General features: G+C 56.0%; 19 protein-coding genes. 7 read left to right on the top strand and 12 right to left on the bottom strand.

Going from position 1 to position 19749, the window contains the following annotated elements; all coding sequences use genetic code 11:
- Position 1: 1 nt before the first annotated feature.
- The 3 genes from ACYVHX_RS24175 to ACYVHX_RS24185 all read left to right on the top strand — a co-directional run bounded on the left by ACYVHX_RS24175 (position 2) and on the right by ACYVHX_RS24185 (position 4590).
- Positions 2–1012: an FAD binding domain-containing protein gene (locus ACYVHX_RS24175; protein WP_460674273.1), complete on the top strand. Its 1011-nt coding sequence runs from the start codon at positions 2–4 to the stop codon at positions 1010–1012.
- Entirely contained in the window at positions 1009–3240 is a 2232-nt protein-coding gene (locus ACYVHX_RS24180; RefSeq protein ID WP_460674274.1) for a xanthine dehydrogenase family protein molybdopterin-binding subunit, read from the top strand. Before ACYVHX_RS24175 ends, ACYVHX_RS24180 begins: the two co-directional genes overlap by 4 nt.
- Before the next feature lie 69 nt (positions 3241–3309).
- Entirely contained in the window at positions 3310–4590 is a 1281-nt protein-coding gene (locus ACYVHX_RS24185; protein WP_460674275.1) for a DUF6600 domain-containing protein, read from the top strand.
- A gap of 68 nt (positions 4591–4658) precedes the next feature.
- Here ACYVHX_RS24185 and ACYVHX_RS24190 read toward each other — a convergent pair whose 3' ends face one another.
- The 7 genes from ACYVHX_RS24190 to ACYVHX_RS24220 all read right to left on the bottom strand — a co-directional run bounded on the left by ACYVHX_RS24190 (position 4659) and on the right by ACYVHX_RS24220 (position 11736).
- A complete protein-coding gene (locus ACYVHX_RS24190; RefSeq protein WP_460674276.1) occupies positions 4659–4964 on the bottom strand; it encodes a DUF3817 domain-containing protein in 306 nt (101 codons plus the stop codon).
- A 2-nt stretch (positions 4965–4966) separates the two neighbouring features.
- Complete coding sequence (locus tag ACYVHX_RS24195) at positions 4967–5431, bottom strand: hypothetical protein (RefSeq protein ID WP_460674277.1); 465 nt, start codon at positions 5429–5431, stop codon at positions 4967–4969.
- Between the two features lie 71 nt (positions 5432–5502).
- Complete coding sequence (locus ACYVHX_RS24200; protein WP_460674278.1) at positions 5503–6408, bottom strand: AraC family transcriptional regulator; 906 nt, start codon at positions 6406–6408, stop codon at positions 5503–5505.
- A complete protein-coding gene (locus ACYVHX_RS24205) occupies positions 6401–6895 on the bottom strand; it encodes a YdeI/OmpD-associated family protein (protein ID WP_460674279.1) in 495 nt (164 codons plus the stop codon). Before ACYVHX_RS24205 ends, ACYVHX_RS24200 begins: the two co-directional genes overlap by 8 nt.
- Positions 6896–6961: 66 nt before the next feature.
- Positions 6962–9532, bottom strand: a complete 2571-nt coding sequence (locus ACYVHX_RS24210) for a DUF5686 and carboxypeptidase-like regulatory domain-containing protein (protein WP_460674280.1) — start codon at positions 9530–9532, stop codon at positions 6962–6964.
- A gap of 127 nt (positions 9533–9659) precedes the next feature.
- Entirely contained in the window at positions 9660–10226 is a 567-nt protein-coding gene (locus ACYVHX_RS24215) for a GNAT family N-acetyltransferase (protein WP_460674281.1), read from the bottom strand.
- 145 nt (positions 10227–10371) lie between these two features.
- Positions 10372–11736, bottom strand: a complete 1365-nt coding sequence (locus tag ACYVHX_RS24220; RefSeq protein ID WP_460674282.1) for a TrpB-like pyridoxal phosphate-dependent enzyme — start codon at positions 11734–11736, stop codon at positions 10372–10374.
- A gap of 58 nt (positions 11737–11794) precedes the next feature.
- On the opposite strand from ACYVHX_RS24220, the gene ACYVHX_RS24225 reads away from it, so the two are divergent.
- Positions 11795–12229 carry a GNAT family N-acetyltransferase gene (locus ACYVHX_RS24225; RefSeq protein WP_460674283.1) on the top strand — a complete coding sequence of 145 codons (435 nt, stop codon included), beginning with the start codon at positions 11795–11797 and terminating at the stop codon, positions 12227–12229.
- 15 nt (positions 12230–12244) lie between these two features.
- Here ACYVHX_RS24225 and ACYVHX_RS24230 read toward each other — a convergent pair whose 3' ends face one another.
- Positions 12245–13171, bottom strand: coding sequence for a polysaccharide deacetylase family protein (locus ACYVHX_RS24230; protein WP_460674284.1), 927 nt, complete (start codon positions 13169–13171; stop codon positions 12245–12247).
- 146 nt (positions 13172–13317) lie between these two features.
- Here ACYVHX_RS24230 and ACYVHX_RS24235 point away from each other — a divergent pair, with 146 nt between their 5' ends.
- Positions 13318–14061 (top strand): hypothetical protein, encoded by a 744-nt coding sequence (locus tag ACYVHX_RS24235; protein WP_460674285.1) that lies wholly within the window; start codon positions 13318–13320, stop codon positions 14059–14061.
- A 12-nt stretch (positions 14062–14073) separates the two neighbouring features.
- On the opposite strand, the gene ACYVHX_RS24240 is transcribed toward ACYVHX_RS24235, so the two are convergent.
- Complete coding sequence (locus ACYVHX_RS24240; RefSeq protein ID WP_460674286.1) at positions 14074–14385, bottom strand: DUF3817 domain-containing protein; 312 nt, start codon at positions 14383–14385, stop codon at positions 14074–14076.
- Positions 14386–14613: 228 nt separating this feature from the next.
- Here ACYVHX_RS24240 and ACYVHX_RS24245 point away from each other — a divergent pair, with 228 nt between their 5' ends.
- Both ACYVHX_RS24245 and ACYVHX_RS24250 read left to right on the top strand, forming a co-directional pair.
- Positions 14614–15738, top strand: a complete 1125-nt coding sequence (locus ACYVHX_RS24245) for a serine hydrolase domain-containing protein (protein ID WP_460674287.1) — start codon at positions 14614–14616, stop codon at positions 15736–15738.
- Positions 15735–16484 (top strand): hypothetical protein, encoded by a 750-nt coding sequence (locus ACYVHX_RS24250; RefSeq protein WP_460674288.1) that lies wholly within the window; start codon positions 15735–15737, stop codon positions 16482–16484. Before ACYVHX_RS24245 ends, ACYVHX_RS24250 begins: the two co-directional genes overlap by 4 nt.
- Before the next feature lie 14 nt (positions 16485–16498).
- On the opposite strand, the gene ACYVHX_RS24255 is transcribed toward ACYVHX_RS24250, so the two are convergent.
- The 3 genes from ACYVHX_RS24255 to ACYVHX_RS24265 all read right to left on the bottom strand — a co-directional run bounded on the left by ACYVHX_RS24255 (position 16499) and on the right by ACYVHX_RS24265 (position 19429).
- Positions 16499–17197: a DUF1028 domain-containing protein gene (locus ACYVHX_RS24255; protein WP_460674289.1), complete on the bottom strand. Its 699-nt coding sequence runs from the start codon at positions 17195–17197 to the stop codon at positions 16499–16501.
- Between the two features lie 142 nt (positions 17198–17339).
- Positions 17340–18785, bottom strand: a complete 1446-nt coding sequence (sufB, locus tag ACYVHX_RS24260) for a Fe-S cluster assembly protein SufB (protein WP_460674290.1) — start codon at positions 18783–18785, stop codon at positions 17340–17342.
- Positions 18786–18940: 155 nt separating this feature from the next.
- Positions 18941–19429, bottom strand: a complete 489-nt coding sequence (locus tag ACYVHX_RS24265; protein WP_460674291.1) for an Lrp/AsnC ligand binding domain-containing protein — start codon at positions 19427–19429, stop codon at positions 18941–18943.
- Between the last annotated feature and the right edge of the window lie 320 nt (positions 19430–19749).

Consider the following 19749-nt stretch of genomic DNA (forward strand, 5'->3'; position numbering starts at 1 on the left):
TATGAACAGTTTTTCGTATGCCCGGCCCGGTGATATCGAGACCGCCGTGGGTGAACTGAAGGCGCACGAAGGTGCCAAATTTATCGCGGGGGGCACCAACCTGCTTGACCTGATGAAAGAAAATGTCGAACGGCCCAACCGGCTTGTCGACATCAACCACCTCGCCCTGAAAACCATTGAAGACACCGGCGACGGTGGCCTCCGGCTCGGTGCGCTGGTGACCAATGCCGATACGGCCTACCACGAACAGGTCGAAAACCGCTATCCGCTGCTTTCGAAAGCCATTCTGGCGGGTGCATCACCCCAATTGCGCAACATGGCGACCAACGGTGGCAACCTGTTTCAGCGCACCCGCTGTTATTATTTCTACGATACCACCACACCCTGCAACAAGCGTGAACCCGGTTCGGGCTGTAGTGCGGTGAACGGGTTCAATCGCATTCACGCCATTCTGGGAACGGAAACGGTTTTGCCTGAATTGCAGTGTATTGCAACGCATCCGTCGGATATGTGCGTGGCCCTGGCCGCACTCGAAGCCGTCGTTCGCGTGACGGGACCCACGGGCGAGCGGACCGTGCCGATCGCGGATTTTCACCGCCTGCCCGGCAACGAGCCCTGGCTCGACAACACCATCCAGCCCGGTGAACTGGTGACGGCCATCGACCTGCCCGCCAAAGGGTTTCCGAACTATTTTACCTACATCAAACTCCGTGACCGGCAATCGTACGCTTTTGCGCTGGTGTCGGTCGCGGTGGCCCTGGAAATTGAAAATGACCGGATCACCACCGCCCGCATTGCGCTCGGAGGAGTGGCTCACAAGCCCTGGCGCAAGCCCGAAGCCGAAGCGATGCTGGTTGGTCAAACCGTTGCGGAAGCGGATTTTCCGGCCGTCGCCGAAGCAATTCTGAACGGGGCGACGGGGTACGGACACAATACCTTTAAAATTGAACTGGCTCACCGCGCCATTGTCCGGGCGCTGAAACGGGCCGCTAAACTGGAACCGGAATCATGACTAAATACATCGGAAAATCCATCAACCGCGTCGATGGCGTCGCGAAGGTGACGGGAAAAGCCAAGTATGCCGCCGAATATTTCGCGCCGGATCTGGCCTACGGCTACGTGGTTTCCAGTTCCATCGCCAAAGGAAAAATTACCCGCATTCACGCCGATGAGGTGCTGCAGATACCGGGCGTCATTCAGGTATTTTCGCACGAAAACCGCCCCGGTCTGGCGTGGTTCGACCTTAGTTACAAGGATCAGGATGCCCCGCCGGGTTCGCCGTTTCGCCCGCTGCGCGACGCGAAAATCAGCTACAACGGTCAGCCGATTGCGCTAATCGTTGCCGAAACCTTTGAAATTGCCCGGTATGCCGCTTCCCTGCTGCGGATCGAGTACGAACAGGAAGACCACGAGACGGCGCTGGAACACAACCTGCAACGGGCCCGGGAGCCGAAAACCGGGGTTGCCAGCCTGTTAAAACCGCCCCCACCCAAGCCGCGCGGTGATGCTGAAAAGGCGTTTCAGGCCGCACCTTTTCAAACGAGCGGCCAGCACGTACATTCCGCCGAACACCACAATCCGATGGAGATGTTTGCCAGCACAGTGGTGTACGAGAAAAATGGCAAGCTGACCATTTACGACAAAACGCAGGGGGCTCACAACAGCCAGCTGTATGTTTCGCAGGTTTTCGGTCTAAAATTCAAGGATGTGCGGGTGCTATCGCCTTACGTGGGTGGGGCGTTCGGCTCCGGGCTGCGCCCGCAATACCAGCTGTTTTTAGCGGTTTTGGCCGCGCTGGAACTGAAACGATCGGTGCGGGTGACGTTGACTCGCCAGCAGATGTTTACGTTTGGTCACCGCCCGGCCACGGTCCAGAACCTTTCCCTCGGTGCTACGGCCGAGGGAACCCTTGATGTCATTCAGCACGATGCGGTAGGCGAAACGTCCCGCTTTGAGGATTATACGGAAATCGTCGTGAACTGGGGCGGAATGCTGTATCCGGCTCCAAACACCAAATTTACGTACAAGCTGGTACCGCTCGATGTGTACACGCCCCTGGATATGCGGGCGCCCGGGGGCGTTACCGGCGCTCCGGCGCTCGAAATGGAAATTGATGAACTGGCGCACCAGGTGGGCATGGACCCCGTCGAATTCCGGCTCAAGAACTATACCGAAAAGGATATGGACAGCGACCTGCCGTATTCGAGCAAGGAACTTCGGGCGTGTTTCCGGCAGGGGGCCGAACGGTTTGGCTGGTCCGGCCGGAATCCCGAACCGCGCTCCATGCGCCGGGGTCATACGCTCATCGGCTGGGGCATGGCCACCGGGATCTGGGATGCCAATCAGATGTTTGCGCGGGCCGAAGCCGTCCTGACCGTCAACGGCAAACTCCGCGTCACCAGTGCTACCGCCGACATTGGCACCGGTACGTACACGATCATGACCCAGATTGCGGCCGACACGCTCGGGATGCCCATCGAAGACGTAATCTTCCGGCTGGGTGATTCGGATATGCCGGTGGCACCCATCGAGGGCGGTTCCTGGACGGCAGCAACCGTGGGCTCGGCGGTGAAAGTAGCCTGCGAGGATTTGGGTAAAAAGCTGTTTAAAATGGCCCAGAAAATGCCCCGTTCGCCATTCGCAAAAGCCACGGTTGAGGAAGTGGTGTTTGCCGATGCGCACATTCGCCTGAAAGCCAATCCGGCCCTGGCGGTTTCGCTGCTGGACATTGTCGGGCAAAACGGCGGGCGGGCGGTCAGCGAAACTTCGACGGCCTTACCCAATGCGCTCGAGCAACGGAAATACGCCCGGGCGGTGCATTCGGCCGCTTTTGTGGAAGTCGAAGTCGATGAGGACTTTGGCACGGTTCGGGTGACCCGGGTGGTGACGGCGGTGGCGGGTGGACGGATTCTGAATCCGAAAACCGCCCGGAGCCAGATCATTGGCGGCATGGTGTGGGGCATCAGCAAAGCCCTCGAAGAAGAAAGTGTCCTGGATCATCAGTCCGGGCGGTTTATCAACCACAATCTGGCCGAATACCACGTTGCCGTCAACGCGGATATTCAGAATCTGGACGTGATATTCGTCGAGGAACACGATACCATTGTCAATCCGCTGGGCGTAAAAGGGCTGGGCGAAATCGGAATTGTGGCAATGCCGGCGGCAGTGTCCAATGCGGTTTTTCACGCGACCGGAAAGCGGGTGCGAAATTTGCCGATTACCCTGGATAAATTATTGTAAATGCGGTTAAACCCTGGGGCCGGTAAACAGTCAAAGGAGCGCAGTGCCACTTTTAATGTCCGATGGGCCATGAAAACACGACGAATCTTGCCGGCTTTGGGGTTATTCTTATTCTTTCTGATCGCACTGTCCGGGCCGCAGACCCTGCTGGCCCAGCCCGGTGTCGATCGGCCCGTTGACTCGTTTTACGATGAACTGGAACCGTACGGAGAATGGGTGCCAAACTCCACCCACGGCCGGGTCTGGATGCCGGAAGTAGATGCTGATTTTCAGCCGTATGCAACGAACGGGCACTGGGCCATGACTGAATACGGCAACACCTGGGTGTCGGATTACGACTGGGGCTGGGCGCCGTTTCACTACGGACGCTGGCAGTTCGACGATTATTACGGACGCTGGATCTGGATCCCCGACAGCGAGTGGGGACCGGCCTGGGTGAGCTGGCGTTCGGGGGGCGGTTATTACGGCTGGGCTCCGCTCGGACCGGGCATGAACATCAACGTGAACATCAACCTTCCGTTCAATTACTGGACGTTTGTGCCGCAACTCTACCTCACCAGCCCGCGCGTCTACAACTACTGCATCCCGCGCACCCGGGTGGTCAATGTCTACCACAACACGACGATCATCAACAACGTCTACCGGTATAACAACCGGAACTACGGGTATGGGCCGCGCCGGGAGGAAATCGAGCGGTACTCCCGCCGGAGCGTGCCGGTGTACCGCGCCAACGATGTGGTTCGCCGGGGTACGGTCGGCGCACGGGGCGGTAACGGTTCTTCGTACCCGTCGGACCGCTTTAATAACCGGGGTGATTATACCGGAAACCGCCGGGGCGAAATGGCCGACAACAATCGGAACTACGATCGCGCCAACCGTCCCAATTACCCGGGCAGCCGGGGCGATAATGCAAGCAATCGGAACGACGGTTTTCCCAACCGTCCGGATTTCAACAACCGGACCAGCGACGAAAACCGGAATCGCCCCGATTTTAACAATCGCACGAACACCGACAATTCGGTTGAGCGTTCGGATCGGAATGACTGGAACCGCAACCGGCCCAACCGCTTCGAAAACCCATCCGACAGCCGCGGCAGCCGGACCTACAACCCCGAAAGCAGCCGGCCCTCGTTTGAGCGCCGGTCGGAAAACCGGTCGATGCCGCAGCCGGATCCGTCCAGCCGCCGGGAAAGCGGATCGCGCAGCGGAGGCAACGAAGGCGCCCCGCAGCGGGCGGAACGCAGTCGGGAGTCGTTTCAGCAACGCGCTCCGGATCAGGCGACCCGCCAGTACCAGGAGCGCCAGAACTCCTCCAATCGGGGCGGTGGCAGCCGGCGGGGTCCGCAGTAAACAACATAAACCATCTGGAACCGGTGGGCTTGGGCGGCATGGATTCCGTCCGGGCCCACCGGTTTTTTTCAGGACAGGCGGGACAGGATTTTGTAATCAATGTAAAACGTTCCGAACGGAATGAAGCAGGCGACAAGGACTTTCCAGGTGGTTTCCAGGAATTTCCACCGGCGCTCGATGCCGACACTCAGCGTATTGACCACGAACAGTACAAACAACAGGCCGTGCACCGGCCCCAGGGCTTTCACGAAGGCAGGATCGCCACCGAGGTATTTGAGGGGAACGGCAATGCCAATCAGCAGCAGGAGGGAAAGACCTTCCAGAAATCCGAGCAGCCGTAACCGCCCGAGTTTGGTTTGGAGGAATGGTAGCATGATTAAAAAGAGCGTAAATAAGGGCGATTTGCCAGGGGGGAAAACGGCCAGGGAATGGCCACAAAAATGAGGAGCAGCGCGATGAGGTACCAGATGGTCATGGTCCGGAATTTTGCCGTTGCGGTTTCTTCCCGTTTCGATGCCGCCGAGCCGATGGTGATGAAAAGAACCGCCAGCGTCATCAGCGTCAGGTGGATCAAACCGAAAAACAGAAACTCGAACTGCTTGCTGGCCTGGCCAAAATTCGATCGGAAGTAACTGATCATCGGGCTGTTGAAATACAGAGTATACCCAATCAACAGCTGAACGTGGGCAATGGTGGCCGTGATGTGCCGGATCGAATTGTCGCGTTTCGTGTACAGTTTCGAGTTCAGCCAGCCGGTCAGTCCCCGGTAACTGGCGTACAGCAGACTCACTAAAACCAGCCAGCGGACGGCCGAATGGAGCAGTAATAAATAGACGTACATGCTTTGCGTTGTTTTGAGGATACAAAGGTCGTAAGGCTCCTAAAACCGGGGTAGGATGGATAAGGCGGTTTTTAGGATTTTTCAATCATCCGGCGAAATTCGGAAGGGGTCTGGCCTTCGTATTTTTTAAACAGCCGCGTGAAGTAGGAAGGATCATCGACGCCCACTTCAAGCGCCACCTCGCCGACCGACAGTGCGGTTTGGCAGAGCAGCACTTTGGCTTCGAGCAGAATGGTTTCGTCGATCCAGCGGGTAGGCGATTTCCCGGTAATGGCTTTGACGGTTTTGTTCAGGTGGTTGGGCGTAATGTGGAGCAGCGCGGCATAATCCGTGACCCGGTGCTTGGTCCGAATCAGCGAGAAAAGCAGTTCCCGAAACCGGTTCGTAATGCTGACCCCAGCCACCGGATCGCTGGTGGACGCGGGCTGATACACCCGGTTTACTTCACACAGCAGCGTGATCAGATACGCCTGAAGCAGGTCGGGGTTGTGCAGCCCGTTTTGCTCGTAATCGGCCAATAACCGGGCAAAAAGCGGGCGAATATAACCGGCGGCCTGCGGGTCGGGTTTAATCCTGGGATTGCCCCAGACCCGTAAAAAATCAAACTCGCTCAGTGACGTATGCTTGATGATTTTTCCGATTAAAAAGTCATTTTGAAAACCGCAGATGTAGCCCTTGTTCCATTCGTTTTCGCGGAACGAAAACACCTGACCGGCGGGCACAAACAGCAGTTCATCCGCCCGAATGGTGTATAGTTCGCTGCCAATTTTGATGCTGGCTTCACCTTCGGTGATGTACAGGCAGGACGTGATGGTGGAACGGGAGGCCGGTACCGGCCGGGTGACGAACTGGTACATGTCCTCCACGCGCATGATGAAGAATTGGCCCACCTCGCCCCGGAAAAACGCCCCCAGTTCCTGCGAAGGCATGAATTTTTCGGTAAACGCCCGCGTATCGTACAACCGGATTTTACGCATGCTTCCCGAACGAATTGGTTTTCAGCCGGTCAATCATCATGATCGCCCGGTCAACGCGAATCTGGGGATTCTTAGCCCCGTCCACGTAGTAGAGGATGGCGCGTTGTTGGCTGGGCGTCAGCGCGTGAAACAGGCGGTTTCCCTCTTCGTCGATGGCAAACAGTTCAATCAGCTCCTCAGGCATTTTCCGGCCGTATTCACTCTCGTCTTTCCAGATCGCGGCCCGAACGACATCCCCCATTTTTAACTTTCCCTGCTGGCGGATGGGCGTTCCAACGCTGATGTAAAAGGTGCCGTCGCCTTTGGGCCGGAGCGCGCAGTGAAACTCCACCGTGCCGTTCAGCCGGCACAGCATCCGAACCGGTTTGGTCCGCGTAAATTGCTGGGCCACCTCGTCGGGAACCGCCATGTAATGCGTTCGGTCCCGTTGCTCAAACCGCTCGATGACGGACTCGAATTGAACCGGTTTTGTGGATTCGGTGGACATGGGCGCTTCAAAGGTTTCGGCTGACCGGCTGATCACGGCCTGCCAAAATACCGGTTTTCGCCAAGTTTACAAACCGAGTTGGAACGATACTTTTACGGCAAAAGGCGTCATGTGCGGATTCTGCCGGTAGGTGAGTCGGTGAAGGGCTTCGACGCGCACCAGCTTGAAAATGTTTTCTATTCCGTAGCCCACTTCCGCGTACGGAGCGCGCTGCAGTGAATAAACCGGCGCCAGCGGTTTTCCCGAACCATCCTGCGTGGCAATCAGATTGCGGTTGGCCGCGCTCAGGCTTCCCCACAACACCTTGCCCGACACAAAACTGCGCCAGCCCAGCCGCCGAATCAGCGGAACGCGGTTGGTGAGCAGTCCCTCAAATTTGTGTTCCAGCGAAACCGTGGCGTACCGGTCGCTGACAAACTCGGCGTAATTCATCAGGTTGAACGCGTTGCGGTTGTAAAACGGCGATTCGTTGCCGACGTGGACCTGCAAAAGCGGATAGGGCAGGGTTGAGGGAGTAAAACCGGCCTGAACCGAGTACTGCGTCCGGCCGAACAATCCCCACCGCAAGGTGTGATCCAGCTGAAACTGCCATTTGTGGTAACCGCCAAACGTGCCGCCGTCGAACGCCGTCGTTCCGTAGGTATACCGCAGGCTGATGAGGGGGGCGGTTTCGGTGGCCCGGCGCTGAATCCGGCGTTTCGTCACCCGGCGGCTGGGAATCCGTCCCGGCGCGTACCGCATTTCGAGAAACGCTTCTTTGCCCCAGAAACTGGCGTTGCGTACGGTTTGCTGGGAGTCCTGCGTCAGCGGGAAGGCCAAGGGAAAAAGCGGATCGATGTGCCGGTAGCGAATCCCCGCCGTTTGAATGAAATCCGCTCCAAAATCGCGTTGGATGGCCAGCGAAGTTTCATTCTGATAAAACGCATGACGGAACTGACCAAACCGGCTGGTGGTCCGCAGGAACGGGTTGTCGGCTAAATCTTCGGTACGGAACCCGAGTTGTTCCAGGTCGTAACTGCTCTTTAACGTAATCAGCGTTAACGGGCTGCGCGTCAGAATGTAATTGACCTCGCCCCCCATTTTCCAGACTTTGTCGCGGGTGCCGTAGGCTCCGTAGCCCGACAGCTGCCAGGTTCGGCTGAACGCGGGATTGGTTTGCAGACCCAGCCGAAACCGGTGGCCTTCCACCGGATTGTGGGCCCACAGCGAAAAAACCGACCCCACTTCGACGCCTTTGGTCAGCGGAACATAACCGCCGTTGAGCACAAACTGGCCGCTGCGGCTGATGAATTTAAAAACCGGCAGGTTCCGGACCGTATCCAGCAGGGCGCGCGTCTGCTCGTTTGTTTGGGCTTCGGGCGTCTGCTGCCGCTGGGCCTGCCAGTAGTCGGCCGAACTCTGCCGGGCATCGTCGGCCACCTGCACCTCCGTGTCAAAGAACCCGACCGGCTGGGGCCAGCCCACCAGCGGCTGGCGGGCGGTGGTCAGGTAATCGACCGTGGCCCCGAAGGTGTTTTTGACGACTTCACCCACCTGAACCGTCAGCCGGGTGGTTTCGGGCAGCCAGACATCCGCCGTATCGCTGGTGGTTTCGTACGTCTGGTTAATCGCAATCTGATTGATAAAATTAACGTTGGCCGCAGCCCCAACCTGCGCTTCGATCTGCACGAGGGCATAACTGAGCGTATCGATCCAGAGTTTGCCCCTAAACACCAGATCACGCTCGTTTTTCGGGTCGAAATCAATGACGTAGCAGGTGTGCAGACCTACCTGGGCCGTGTCGGCCAGAAAGTATTTATAAGCGGTTCGGCCACCCGCAGCCAGGGGCGATATAAACTCTTTTTTAAACAGGCTGACGGTGTTCCGGTAAAAATTGAGGGTGTTAAAACCGGCTCCGGTAAACATCGTGATGAAGCTGTCGTCGGTCAGTCCGGCGCTGCTGATGTTGGTTTTGAGAATATGCTCTTTCTGGCGTTCCGGCTGCCGACGGGCGTAAACCCGGGAGACGGTTTCCGAAAAAAAGACGGGGATGGCCGTCAGCGGTTTTCCCGGCCCTTTTTTCTCCAGCGAACGCAGCACCGTTTGCACGGCGGGACGTTGGCGAAACCGCTCAGATAACGCACTGATCTGAATGGAGAGCTGGCTGTAGGCTTCGTATTCGTAGCCGTTGAGCTGTCCGAAATCGTGCCGCGACCGGCGGGCGTCGACCTCCCGCAGAATCCGGTACGCCGGATTTTCGCCCGCCCGAATCACCACTTCGTTCAATTGCGTGGCGACCGGTTTTAGTACGACCTGAATGGTTTGTTCCGTTGCGGTTTTACTAATTGCCACCGTGGTGGTCTGATAACCCATTGCCGAAACCAGCAGCGAATCCGCCCCCTGGCTCAGGATGAAACGAAATTGACCATTTTCGTCGGCCTGGGTGCCCACCGGTTTTCCCTTAACGGCGACGGAGGCAAAAGGAACGCTGGCCCCCGACGGGCTTTCGGTGATGGACCCAATTACGGTTTGGGCGCCGGGCGCCGTTTGCCCAAAAACCGCCCAGCTGGTCAGGAAAAAGAAGCTAAAAACGAAGCGAATGGAATGCGGAAAAAACCGGCGGGTGCCGGGCATTGGGGTGAACCTTAAATCCTTCATGGTGTTGTTTACTGTTTTGAATACAGCTGAGACCACAAAGGTGGACTTTACCCCTATGAAGGAAACGCGGGGATTGACTGAACGGTGATTTCGGGCGGCTGAACTGACCGATTTTTGAACTGGATTGCTAGGCGGAAGGTGGGCGGTTCGAAGCCAGCCGGGCGTAATAGACCGAATCCCGGAACTGGCCATTGAAGCAAATATTTTCCTTGAAATGCCCTTCCTTCCGAAAACCGTTGCGTTCCAGAATCCGGGCGGAAGCGGTATTTCGGGGATCGACAACCGCTTCGATGGAGTGGAGGTTCAGGATTTGAAAACCGTAATCGATGACCGCCCGAAGGGCTTCCTGCATCAGCCCGCTGCCGTGGTGAAGCGGATGCAGCAGGTAGCCCACCTCAGCCCGCTCGTGTTCCTTCAGGATTTTAACGAACCCGATGGTGCCGATGAGGGCCGGTGAATTTTTGAGCGTGATTCCCCACGTAATGCGCTCGTTGTTGCGGGCGGCCTCCCTGAAGTCTTTGATCAGCAGCGCGGCATCGTCCACGGTTTTCGCCAGCGGCCGGGCAATAAACCGCATGATGTCCGTATCGGAGCGCAGGCGGAACAGCTCCTGTTGATCCGACGGTTCCAGTTGCCGCAAAACCAGGCGTTCCGTTTCCAGTGTCGGAAACGGAGTGAAATTAATCGTTAGCATAACTTTATTGGGCATCCATTCGCTATTCGATGTTCGTTATTCACTATTCGTTATTCGATATTGACTTAAAAACAGAATAACGAACACCGAATAGTGAATAACGAATAGTGAACACCGAACACCGTAAACCAAAAACCGTAAACCGTCAAGCAATCAGGGGCGTATCCAGTTCCGCCAGCGAAGCCATAATCTCTTCCTGCGTTACTTCGTGCTCCACCAGTTTGCCCGACAGATACTGTTCGTAAGCGCCCATGTCAAAATGGCCGTGTCCGCAGAGGTTGAATAAAATCGTTTTGGAAGTGCCCTCTTCTTTGGCCCGTTCGGCTTCCCGAATGGCCGTGGCAATGGCGTGGGTGGCTTCGGGCGCGGGAATAATGCCTTCCGTTTTGGCAAACTTGATTCCGGCTTCGAAGCATTCCAGTTGTTTCAGGGCCTGCGCTTCAATGAGCTGGTCGTTCAGCAATTGACTGACAATGGCCCCCGCGCCGTGGTAGCGCAAACCGCCCGCATGGATGGGCGCCGGAATGAAGTTGTGACCGAGCGTGTACATCGGAATCAGGGGCGTCATGCCAACCGTATCGCCCAGGTCGTAGCGGAACACCCCGCGCGTCAGTTTGGGGCAGGAGGCCGGTTCGGCGGCAATGCAGCGGATTTTTTTGCCTTCCTGCAGGTTGTAGCGGAGAAACGGAAACGTAATGCCGGCGAAGTTGGAACCACCGCCGAACGGGGCCACGATGATGTCCGGAAAATCACCGGCCTGTTCGAGTTGTTTGATGGCTTCCAGGCCGATCACCGTCTGGTGCATCAGCACGTGGTTCAGCACCGAGCCGAGGGCGTATTTGGTATCCTCGTCCTGAAACGCCAGCTCGACGGCTTCTGAAATGGCGATGCCGAGGCTGCCCGGCGAGTTGGGATCGCCCGCCAGAATTTTCTGCCCGGCTGCGGTACGGTTCGAGGGCGACGGATACACGCTGGCACCCCAGGTGTTCATCATCAGTTTGCGGTACGGTTTTCCGTCGTAACTGGCCCGCACCATATACACCTCGCATTCGATGCCGAACAACTGGCAGGCAAAACTCAGGGCGCTGCCCCATTGTCCCGCGCCGGTTTCGGTCGTAATGCGCTTAACGCCCGCCTGTTTGTTGTAATACGCCTGCGGAACCGCCGTGTTCGGTTTATGCGAGCCCGCCGGACTGACGCCTTCGTATTTGTAGTAAATTTTGGCGGGCGTGTCGAGCAATTTCTCCAGCCCGTAAGCCCGGAACATCGGCGTGGGTCGCCAGATTTTATAAATCTCCCGCACCTCGTCCGGAATGTCCACCCATTGATCGGTCGTGACTTCCTGTTTAATCAACTCCATCGGAAACAGCGGGGCCAGCATGTCCGGACCAATCGGTTCTTTGGTGCCGGGGTGCAGGGGCGGCAGCGGTTTGTTGGGCATGTCGGCCACGATGTTATACCATTGCTCGGGAATGTCTGATTCGGTCAGGAGAAATTTTTTCTGTGCCATCGGTTTAGGCGGTTTTGGTGGTAAGGAAGCCCTAACTTAGCAATTTACCCGCTGTGTTGTGATCATTATTCGACAAATTAAACCGGAAGAAACGCATCCGCTGCGCCACGCGGTGCTCTGGCCCGACAAACCCCGGGCCTATGTGAGGCTTGACGAAGACGCGGAAGGCTGGCATTTCGGCGCTTTCCGGGAGGACGAACTGGTGGCGGTTATTTCCTTGTTTGAGCAAGACGGCATCGCCCGGTTCCGAAAATTGGCGACCCGCCCCGATTGCCAGCGCCAGGGTGTTGGAACTCGTTTGTTGCAGCAGGTGATCGAGGAAGCGCGACGGCTGCGAGCGCACACGCTCTGGTGCGACGCCCGGCTGTCGGCGGCCGATTTTTACCGGCGCTTTGGCATGGAACCCGAAGGGGCGGTTTTTTACAAAGGGGAGATTCCGTACTCGAAGTATGTGCTGAAAATAGCCGGTAAAACAAAACCGCCCCCGGTTTAAATCGGGGGCGGTTGATTAGTTAAAGCTATTTTTCATGCTGTTGTGCAGCGTTCGGGGACTCCAGTAGCCGCTGGCGATGATCCGGCGAACGCTGAGCAGCGGATTTTCGTCGTCGCGTTTCTTTTCGGCGAGTTGATACGCGCCGAGGTAGCCGCGTTTTTTCAACTCCACCGTCGCTTCGTGGTTCCACAGGCCGAACGGATAGGCAAAATGCCGGACCGGTTTTCCGGTGATGGCTTCCAGTTTTTTCGTCGGTTCTTCAATCTGCGTCACCCAATCCTGGCCCTGGTATTTCTTGACGTTGTGGTGGTCCCAGGTGTGGCAGCCGATGGTGTGGCCGCGGTCGGCCAGGTCCTTGATCTGCGCTTTGTCCATGTAATGCTGGTAGCCCCGGCGGCCAATCGACGCGGTCATGATGAAGAACGTTCCTTTAAAACCGTGTTGCTCCAGAATCGGTGCGGCCAGGCTGTGCTGTTCCTCATCGCCATCGTCGAAGGTAATCAGGACCGGTTTTTCGGGCAGGGGCGCGCCGGTGGTCAGGTAGGCATAGAGCTGGTCGGGCGAAATGGAATGATAGCCGCTGTCGGCCAGCATCTTGATCTGATCCTTGAACACCTGCACCGGCATGATGTAGGACCGGGCATTTTCCGAATCTTTCGGCCTCCATTCGCGCACCTGGTGGTAGCACAGGATCGGCACCTGCCTGCGACTCAGAATGGTGGCGGCATCGGCGATTTTACTGGCCGGGATGGTGGTCGGGTCCACCGTGGTTTCGGGCAAACTGGCGGTCAGTGAAGCCGGTTTTGCTGTCGCAACGGCCACGCTGCCGGTTTTTACATCCGTGGTTTGCTTATTTTCGCTGGTTTGGGTACAGGTAATTACGGTTGCGGCAGTCAGTAAGGAGATGGCAAGCGGAATCAAGCTACGGTTGGGGGCACTCATCTTCATCCGGGCGACACGAATTTTTGGTGAACGTTGATTTGTCGTCGGGCAATATACGCAAAAGGTTTCTTTGGTAACTACAGGAAAATAGATAAAATTACCCGCCAATCGACGGTCGATTGATTACACCTTGACTACCAGATCAGATGGAGAATCCTACGGATGCCGGAGCGCGCGCGGGCCGGACTTCTGCGAATAAAATAATCACCCTGATCCGGGAAAGGTGGCCCGAATACGTGCTCGAAATTCTGGTCATCATCGTCAGTATTACCCTTTCCTTTTTGTTTGACGAGTGGCGGGAAAGGCAGCGCAAAGCCGAGGTCGAGCAGTTTTACCTCAAAGGGCTCGCCAGCGATATTGAAACCGACCGGCGGGAACTGGTCAAGGTCATCCGCGAAACGGAGCTGGTTTTGCAAAATGCCGAAAAACTGGTCCGGATCAGTGAGCGGCCGGTATCGCCCGATTCGTCGCGGCTGGTTTTGGATGCGATCCGGTTCATTATGAAACGGCCCCGCTTTATCGCCGAAGACGTAACTTTTCTGGACTTGAAAAGCACCGGCAATATGCAAATGATGACGAACCCGGTTTTGAAGCGGACCTTGTTTGACTATTACAACAAATACGAGTCCGTCACGCGGGTCGAGAATGCGGAACTGGATGCGGTAACGTCGATTTCCGGCCCTTTTCTCATCAGCCGAATTCCGTTTCTGGGCGGAAACAGCCGCGAAGTCGTGCAGTATCTGGGGCAAACCCCGTTTCGGAATATTCTGTTCCTCCGGCAGACAAACCGGACGGAACTGCTGGACGGCTACCAGCAGCTGATGAAACTGGCGCTCACCATTCAGAAACTGGTGAAAAAACAGCTACCCGCCGGTGAGGGGGCAAAATAGCCGGGCTCTATCCTAAACCGCAGCCTGCTCTTCCTTTTTCAGCCGCCCATCCAGCCAGAACGTGCCAAACGGCACCAGCGACGCAATAAAAGCGATCAGAACCCGGCCCACCGACCAGCGCCGGTCGAACGTGACGGCAATGAGGGTCAGGATGTAGGCAATAAACAGCACCCCGTGCGCCCAGCCAACGTATTTGACCGCCAGGGGCCAGCCCGCCATGTATTTCAGGGGCATGGCGATGCCGAGCAAAACCAGGTACGAAATACCTTCCAGAATGCCAACCAGACGAAAGCGGCTGAGGGGCGTTTTAAGCGAAAATGTCATCGTTTTGGGAAATAAAAACCGGATCGGGTGTAACCGAAAAACAAAGGTACGGACGAATCCGATCCCAGGAATCATTTCCTTTCTTTTTAGAATCGGCAACCCGGTTTTAGGGGGCGTCGAATCCGTAGCGGTTCCGGACTGACGCGGTTTTTCGGCCTTCGACGCCCTGTTAAATTTTGTTAAGCTCCCCAGGCAGGGTTTTATTTCTTCCCGGACCGACTCACCTTTGTGGACACACCAACGGAAACGATGAAATACACGGCTTTACTTTATGGCAGTGTTCTGCTCAGTAGTCTGGTCGCTTGCCGCGAATTGAAAACGGACCCTCCCCAAACCTCCACCTACCAGATGCCCGAGCAAATCGCGGATGGCTGGGCGGTGGCGTCGCTTCAGAGTCAGGGGATGGAGGTAAAACCGCTGGAACAATTGACGGATCAGGTGCTGACGGAGCAATACCGCAACATTCACAGCCTGCTGGTTTGCCGAAACGGAAAACTGGTTTACGAAAAGTACTTCAACGGGTTCACGCGCGCGGTGCCTGAAAACATTTACTCGGCGACCAAAAGCATCACTTCGGCCCTCATCGGCATTGCTGTGGACCAGGGAGCGATCAAAAGTCTGGACGGGAAGGTGATCGATTATTTTCCGGAATACGCCGATTTGCCGAACCTGACACCCGCCAAAAGACAGATCACGATCCGGGATTTGCTGACGATGCGGTCGGGTTTGGCGTGCAACGACGATGATCCCCAATCGCCGGGAAATGAAGCGCGAATGTACACGTCGCCGGACTGGATTCGGTATACGCTGGACCTGCCGATGCAGAACAATCCCGGCAGCGTATCGCAATATTGCACCGGGGGCGTGGCGGTTTTGGGCGGCATTCTCCAGCGGGCAACGGGCAAAACCGTCGAGGAGTTTGCGCAGGCTAATTTATGGAAACCGCTCGGAATCAATCCCATTCGCTGGGATCGGATGCCCACCGGACCAGTCAATACCAGTGGCCGAATGTTTATTCGGCCGCGCGACATGGCCAGGATTGGACAGTTGTTTCTGAACAAAGGGCAGTGGGAGGGTCGGCAGGTAATCTCCGCCGGTTGGGTGGAAGAATCGACCCGAAAACAGGTAGTGCTCCGCGGCCAGGAATACGGTTTTTTGTGGTGGCGCCGGGAGTTCGTTCTCGACACCAGGCGCGTTCCCGCCTACTACGCATCCGGAAACGGCGGTCATTTTATTGTGGTTCTGCCAACCGAAAACCTCGTAGTGGTGTCAACCGGCGGCAACCTGAATTCCGAACTCACCGCCCAGATTTTTGGTATGATCCGGTTTCAAATTCTTCCCGCTTTGCTATGAATAGATGGGGAAAAACGTTGCTCATCATGGGTTTGCTGACGATCGGCGGTCGCCGGGCCGCCGGGCAGGATCAAAGTCGGTTTTTAGGGCTCACCGTCGGAGCGGCTCCCCTGCAAATCAAGGATTTTTTCCATTCCGATTACACCTATCGGGGGACCGGAATCGGCTTGCAGGCTTTCTACCGGCAGGAACGACTCAGAACCCAGTGGCAACTCGAAGCCGGTTACACGCGGGCGACCCCGCAATCCATCGTTTCCCGGCCCGCGTCAACCCGCCTGATCGATGCGCTATTCAATTACCGGTGGCGGTTTTCGAGGGTTCACCATCCGGAGAACCGGCTGCACCTTTTCGGTGGCGCGGGCGTGCGGTTCGTGAGCAACACCACGAATTACAGCCCGGATATCAACGTCCGCACGGTTTTGGCAACGGCGGCTGCGTCCCTGGGCGGGTCGGCAAACGGGGTGTACCGGATCAACGCGAAACAACAGATTCAGGCTCAACTGTTTCTGCCGCTCATCAATGCGGTTTATCGACCCAATTATGAATATGCGGGTCGTGATCAGTTTACGGTCAGTCGGGTGGGGCAAAATGGTCTGTTCGATGGGCAGATTCGTTACAGTTACCAGTTGAGTAAACCGTTGCAGGTTGTGGGTACCTATCAGGTTACCTATTTCCGGTTCGAGCAACCCCGTCCGGTCATCGGGGTCCGGCAGGGGGTTGGCGTTGGAATCCAGTGGCGGTTTTAACGGAATGAAGGCCCCTACTTTTTCCGTCGGTCGTACTTTTCCCGCAGCAAAGAAACCGCATTCGGACCGCCCTTGTGCTGACCAAAAATCCGCAAATCCAGGGAAAGCCGGTTGGGTTGGTCATCCGGTTTGGCTACCATGAGAAAGGCGCTGGTGGCCCGCTGCTCCCCGCAACGTTTGTCGCCCCCGGCTGCGGAACCGGCTTCGAGCGCCCGCATCAGAATCGCATCGATCCGCAGCCCTTCGCTGCGGCCTTTCAAAACCGCATCGAGCACGACCTGTAATTCCTGTTCGTTGGTCAGGATGTTGCCCTGCACCGAAACCCCGCGCGCCGTTAGGGCGCCCCGGGACGGATGCGTTTCGGCCCCCGTATAGGTCCGGGCCGCATCCGGATGGGCCAGGGTGATCACGGCGTATTGCTGCTCTTCAAATTCAAATTCCGGTTTTTTCAAAGCCGCAATAATTTCGGCGGGAGAGGCCCCGGCCCGAATCAGGGCCAGCCCTTTTTCGCGGGCTTCGTCGTTGCTCATTGCCTGGACAATGATGCCCCCTTTTCCCGGGACGATCTGGCCAATTCCGTAGCAATTTGGTGAACAGGACGCCCCGGCAATGCCAATTTCGCCGGTTTTTTCGTCGATGATCAGGATCGACCAGGTGGCAAAAGCGGGGAGCGCCAGAAAAAGGAGAAGGAGTGAAGTAGCGATTCGTTTCATAAGCATTCTGCGGGTTTTTTCTGGAGATGCCTAAACCGGTTTTGGAGTTGCACGCGAGGGCTAATTAATCTATACCCATTTGCCAAAACAGATAAAGGCAAGCCGAAGCCTGCCTTTATCACCTTTTCTAAAAAAGTATTGGTTAACCGACGCTGCCTTCCAGGCTGATTTCCAGTAATTTCTGGGCTTCAACCGCAAATTCCATCGGCAACTGGTTCAAGACCTCCTTGGCGTACCCGTTAATGATCAGGGCGACGGCCTGCTCCGTTGGAATACCGCGCTGGTTGCAGTAGAACAGTTGATCTTCGCCAATTTTTGACGTGGTCGCTTCGTGTTCAACGGTGGCCGACCGGTTGTTTACTTCAATGTACGGGAAGGTGTGCGCACCGCAGCGGTCGCCGAGCAGGAGGGAGTCGCACTGCGAGTGGTTCCGGGCGTTTTCGGCCCGTTTGAACACCTGCACCAGGCCCCGGTAGGCGTTCTGGCTGCGGCCCGCCGAAATCCCTTTCGACACGATCCGGCTTTTGGTATTTTTTCCGACGTGAATCATCTTCGTTCCGGTGTCGGCCTGCTGGTAATTATTCGTGACAGCAACCGAATAGAACTCACCGGTCGAGTAATCACCTTTCAGAATGACCGACGGGTATTTCCAGGTAATGGCCGACCCGGTTTCCACCTGCGTCCACGAAATCTTGGCGTGTGCGCCCTCACAGATGCCGCGTTTGGTCACAAAATTGTAAATACCGCCTTTGCCTTCCTTGTCGCCCGGATACCAGTTCTGCACGGTGGAATACTTGATTTCGGCTTCTTTGGCCGCCACCAACTCCACCACGGCCGCGTGCAACTGATTTTCATCGCGCATCGGGGCGGTGCAGCCTTCCAGGTAACTCACGTACGAACCTTCGTCGGCCACAATCAGCGTCCGTTCAAACTGCCCGGTTCCGGCGGCATTGATCCGGAAATAGGTCGAGAGCTCCATCGGGCAGCGAACGCCTTTCGGAATGTAACAGAACGATCCATCGGAAAAAACAGCCGAATTCAGGGCCGCATAGTAATTGTCGCGGGGCGGAACCACCGAGCCCAGATACTTCCGCACCAGGTCGGGATGTTCCTGAACGGCTTCGGTCATCGAACAGAAAATGATGCCGAGGTCTTTCAGTTTATCTTTAAAGGTGGTGGCAATCGAAACCGAATCGATGACGGCATCGACGGCAACACCCGAAAGCCGCTCCTGTTCCTGCAACGAAATGCCCAGACGTTCAAACGTGGCCCGCAGTTCCGGGTCAATCTCATCCAGGCTGTTGACGGTTTTTTTCTGCTTGGGGGCAGAATAATACTTAAGTCCCTGATAATCAATCGGCGGATACTTGAGGTTAGTCCAGTGCGGTTCCTTCAGCGTTAGCCAGTAACGGTACGCTTTCAGCCGCCATTCCAGCATCCATTCCGGTTCGTTTTTCTTCGCAGAAATAAACCGGACAATGTCTTCGCTCAGACCAACCGGTGCTTCATCCGCTTCAATCAGGGTCTCGAAACCGTATTTATATTCGGAATTGGTAATGCTTTCTAATATTTCAACGTCTTTGCTCATGATGGGTTGCGGCTAATACACGCAAAAGTCTATAGAGGATTAACAAAACGGATCGGAGGACTGTTCCGCTTGGTAAGGCAAATATCGGAAAGTTTCCCTTTATTTGACAGCCGTGACCCAACATCGCCCCGACGGGCGGTTTTACCCCAAAACCGTCAATCTTTATCGTCGGGCACATTGACCCCAAACGGAATGGGTCGGGAAATGCGTTCTTCGAGCGAAATAAAGGTTTCGGTACGCTGAATCCCGCTGACTTTCTGGATTTTATCGTGCAGCACTTCGCGCAGGTGTTGCGTGTCGCGGCAGACAATCCGGGCAAAAATGCTGTAAATTCCCGTCGTGTAATGCAGGTTGACGATCTCCGGAATTTTCAGCAGCTGCACCGCCACATCTTCGTAGAGGGAGCTTTTGTCGAGGTAAATGCCCAGAAAACCGCTGATGTCCCAGCCGAGTTTGGTGTGGTCGATGACCAGCTGGGAGCCCCGCACGATGCCCATCTGTTCCATTTTTTTCATCCGGACGTGAACGGTCCCGCCCGAAACAAAAATCCGTTTGCCAATTTCGGTATATGCCATGTTGGCGTCTTCCATCAACAAGGTCAGAATCTTGAGATCGACATTGTCAATCTCTAAATTTTTCTCCATTTGAGCCGCAATTCTTTTAAATTCTTCAACAAAATAAGTGGTATTTTGAGAAAACAGAAATTTTTTCAAATTTTTTATGGAGAATTTGTAAATTAGTCACCGGTTTTGCTAACTTTGTAAAGTCAAATCGATCCGGAAGGTCAGCCGATTGATCGGACCACGTTCTTTTACCTTGTAGGATGTCGAAATTGGCAGACGTGCCCTCCTGTCTCGGGGGTGGTGAGTTCGGAATAAACGCAGCATAATGCCGCTTGCAAAAGCGACTGGGGTTGACCACCAGAAGTTGTACTGTAGCTAACCGCACCGTGGGTGGTTCGAGT

This window comes from Larkinella ripae (assembly GCF_054780775.1).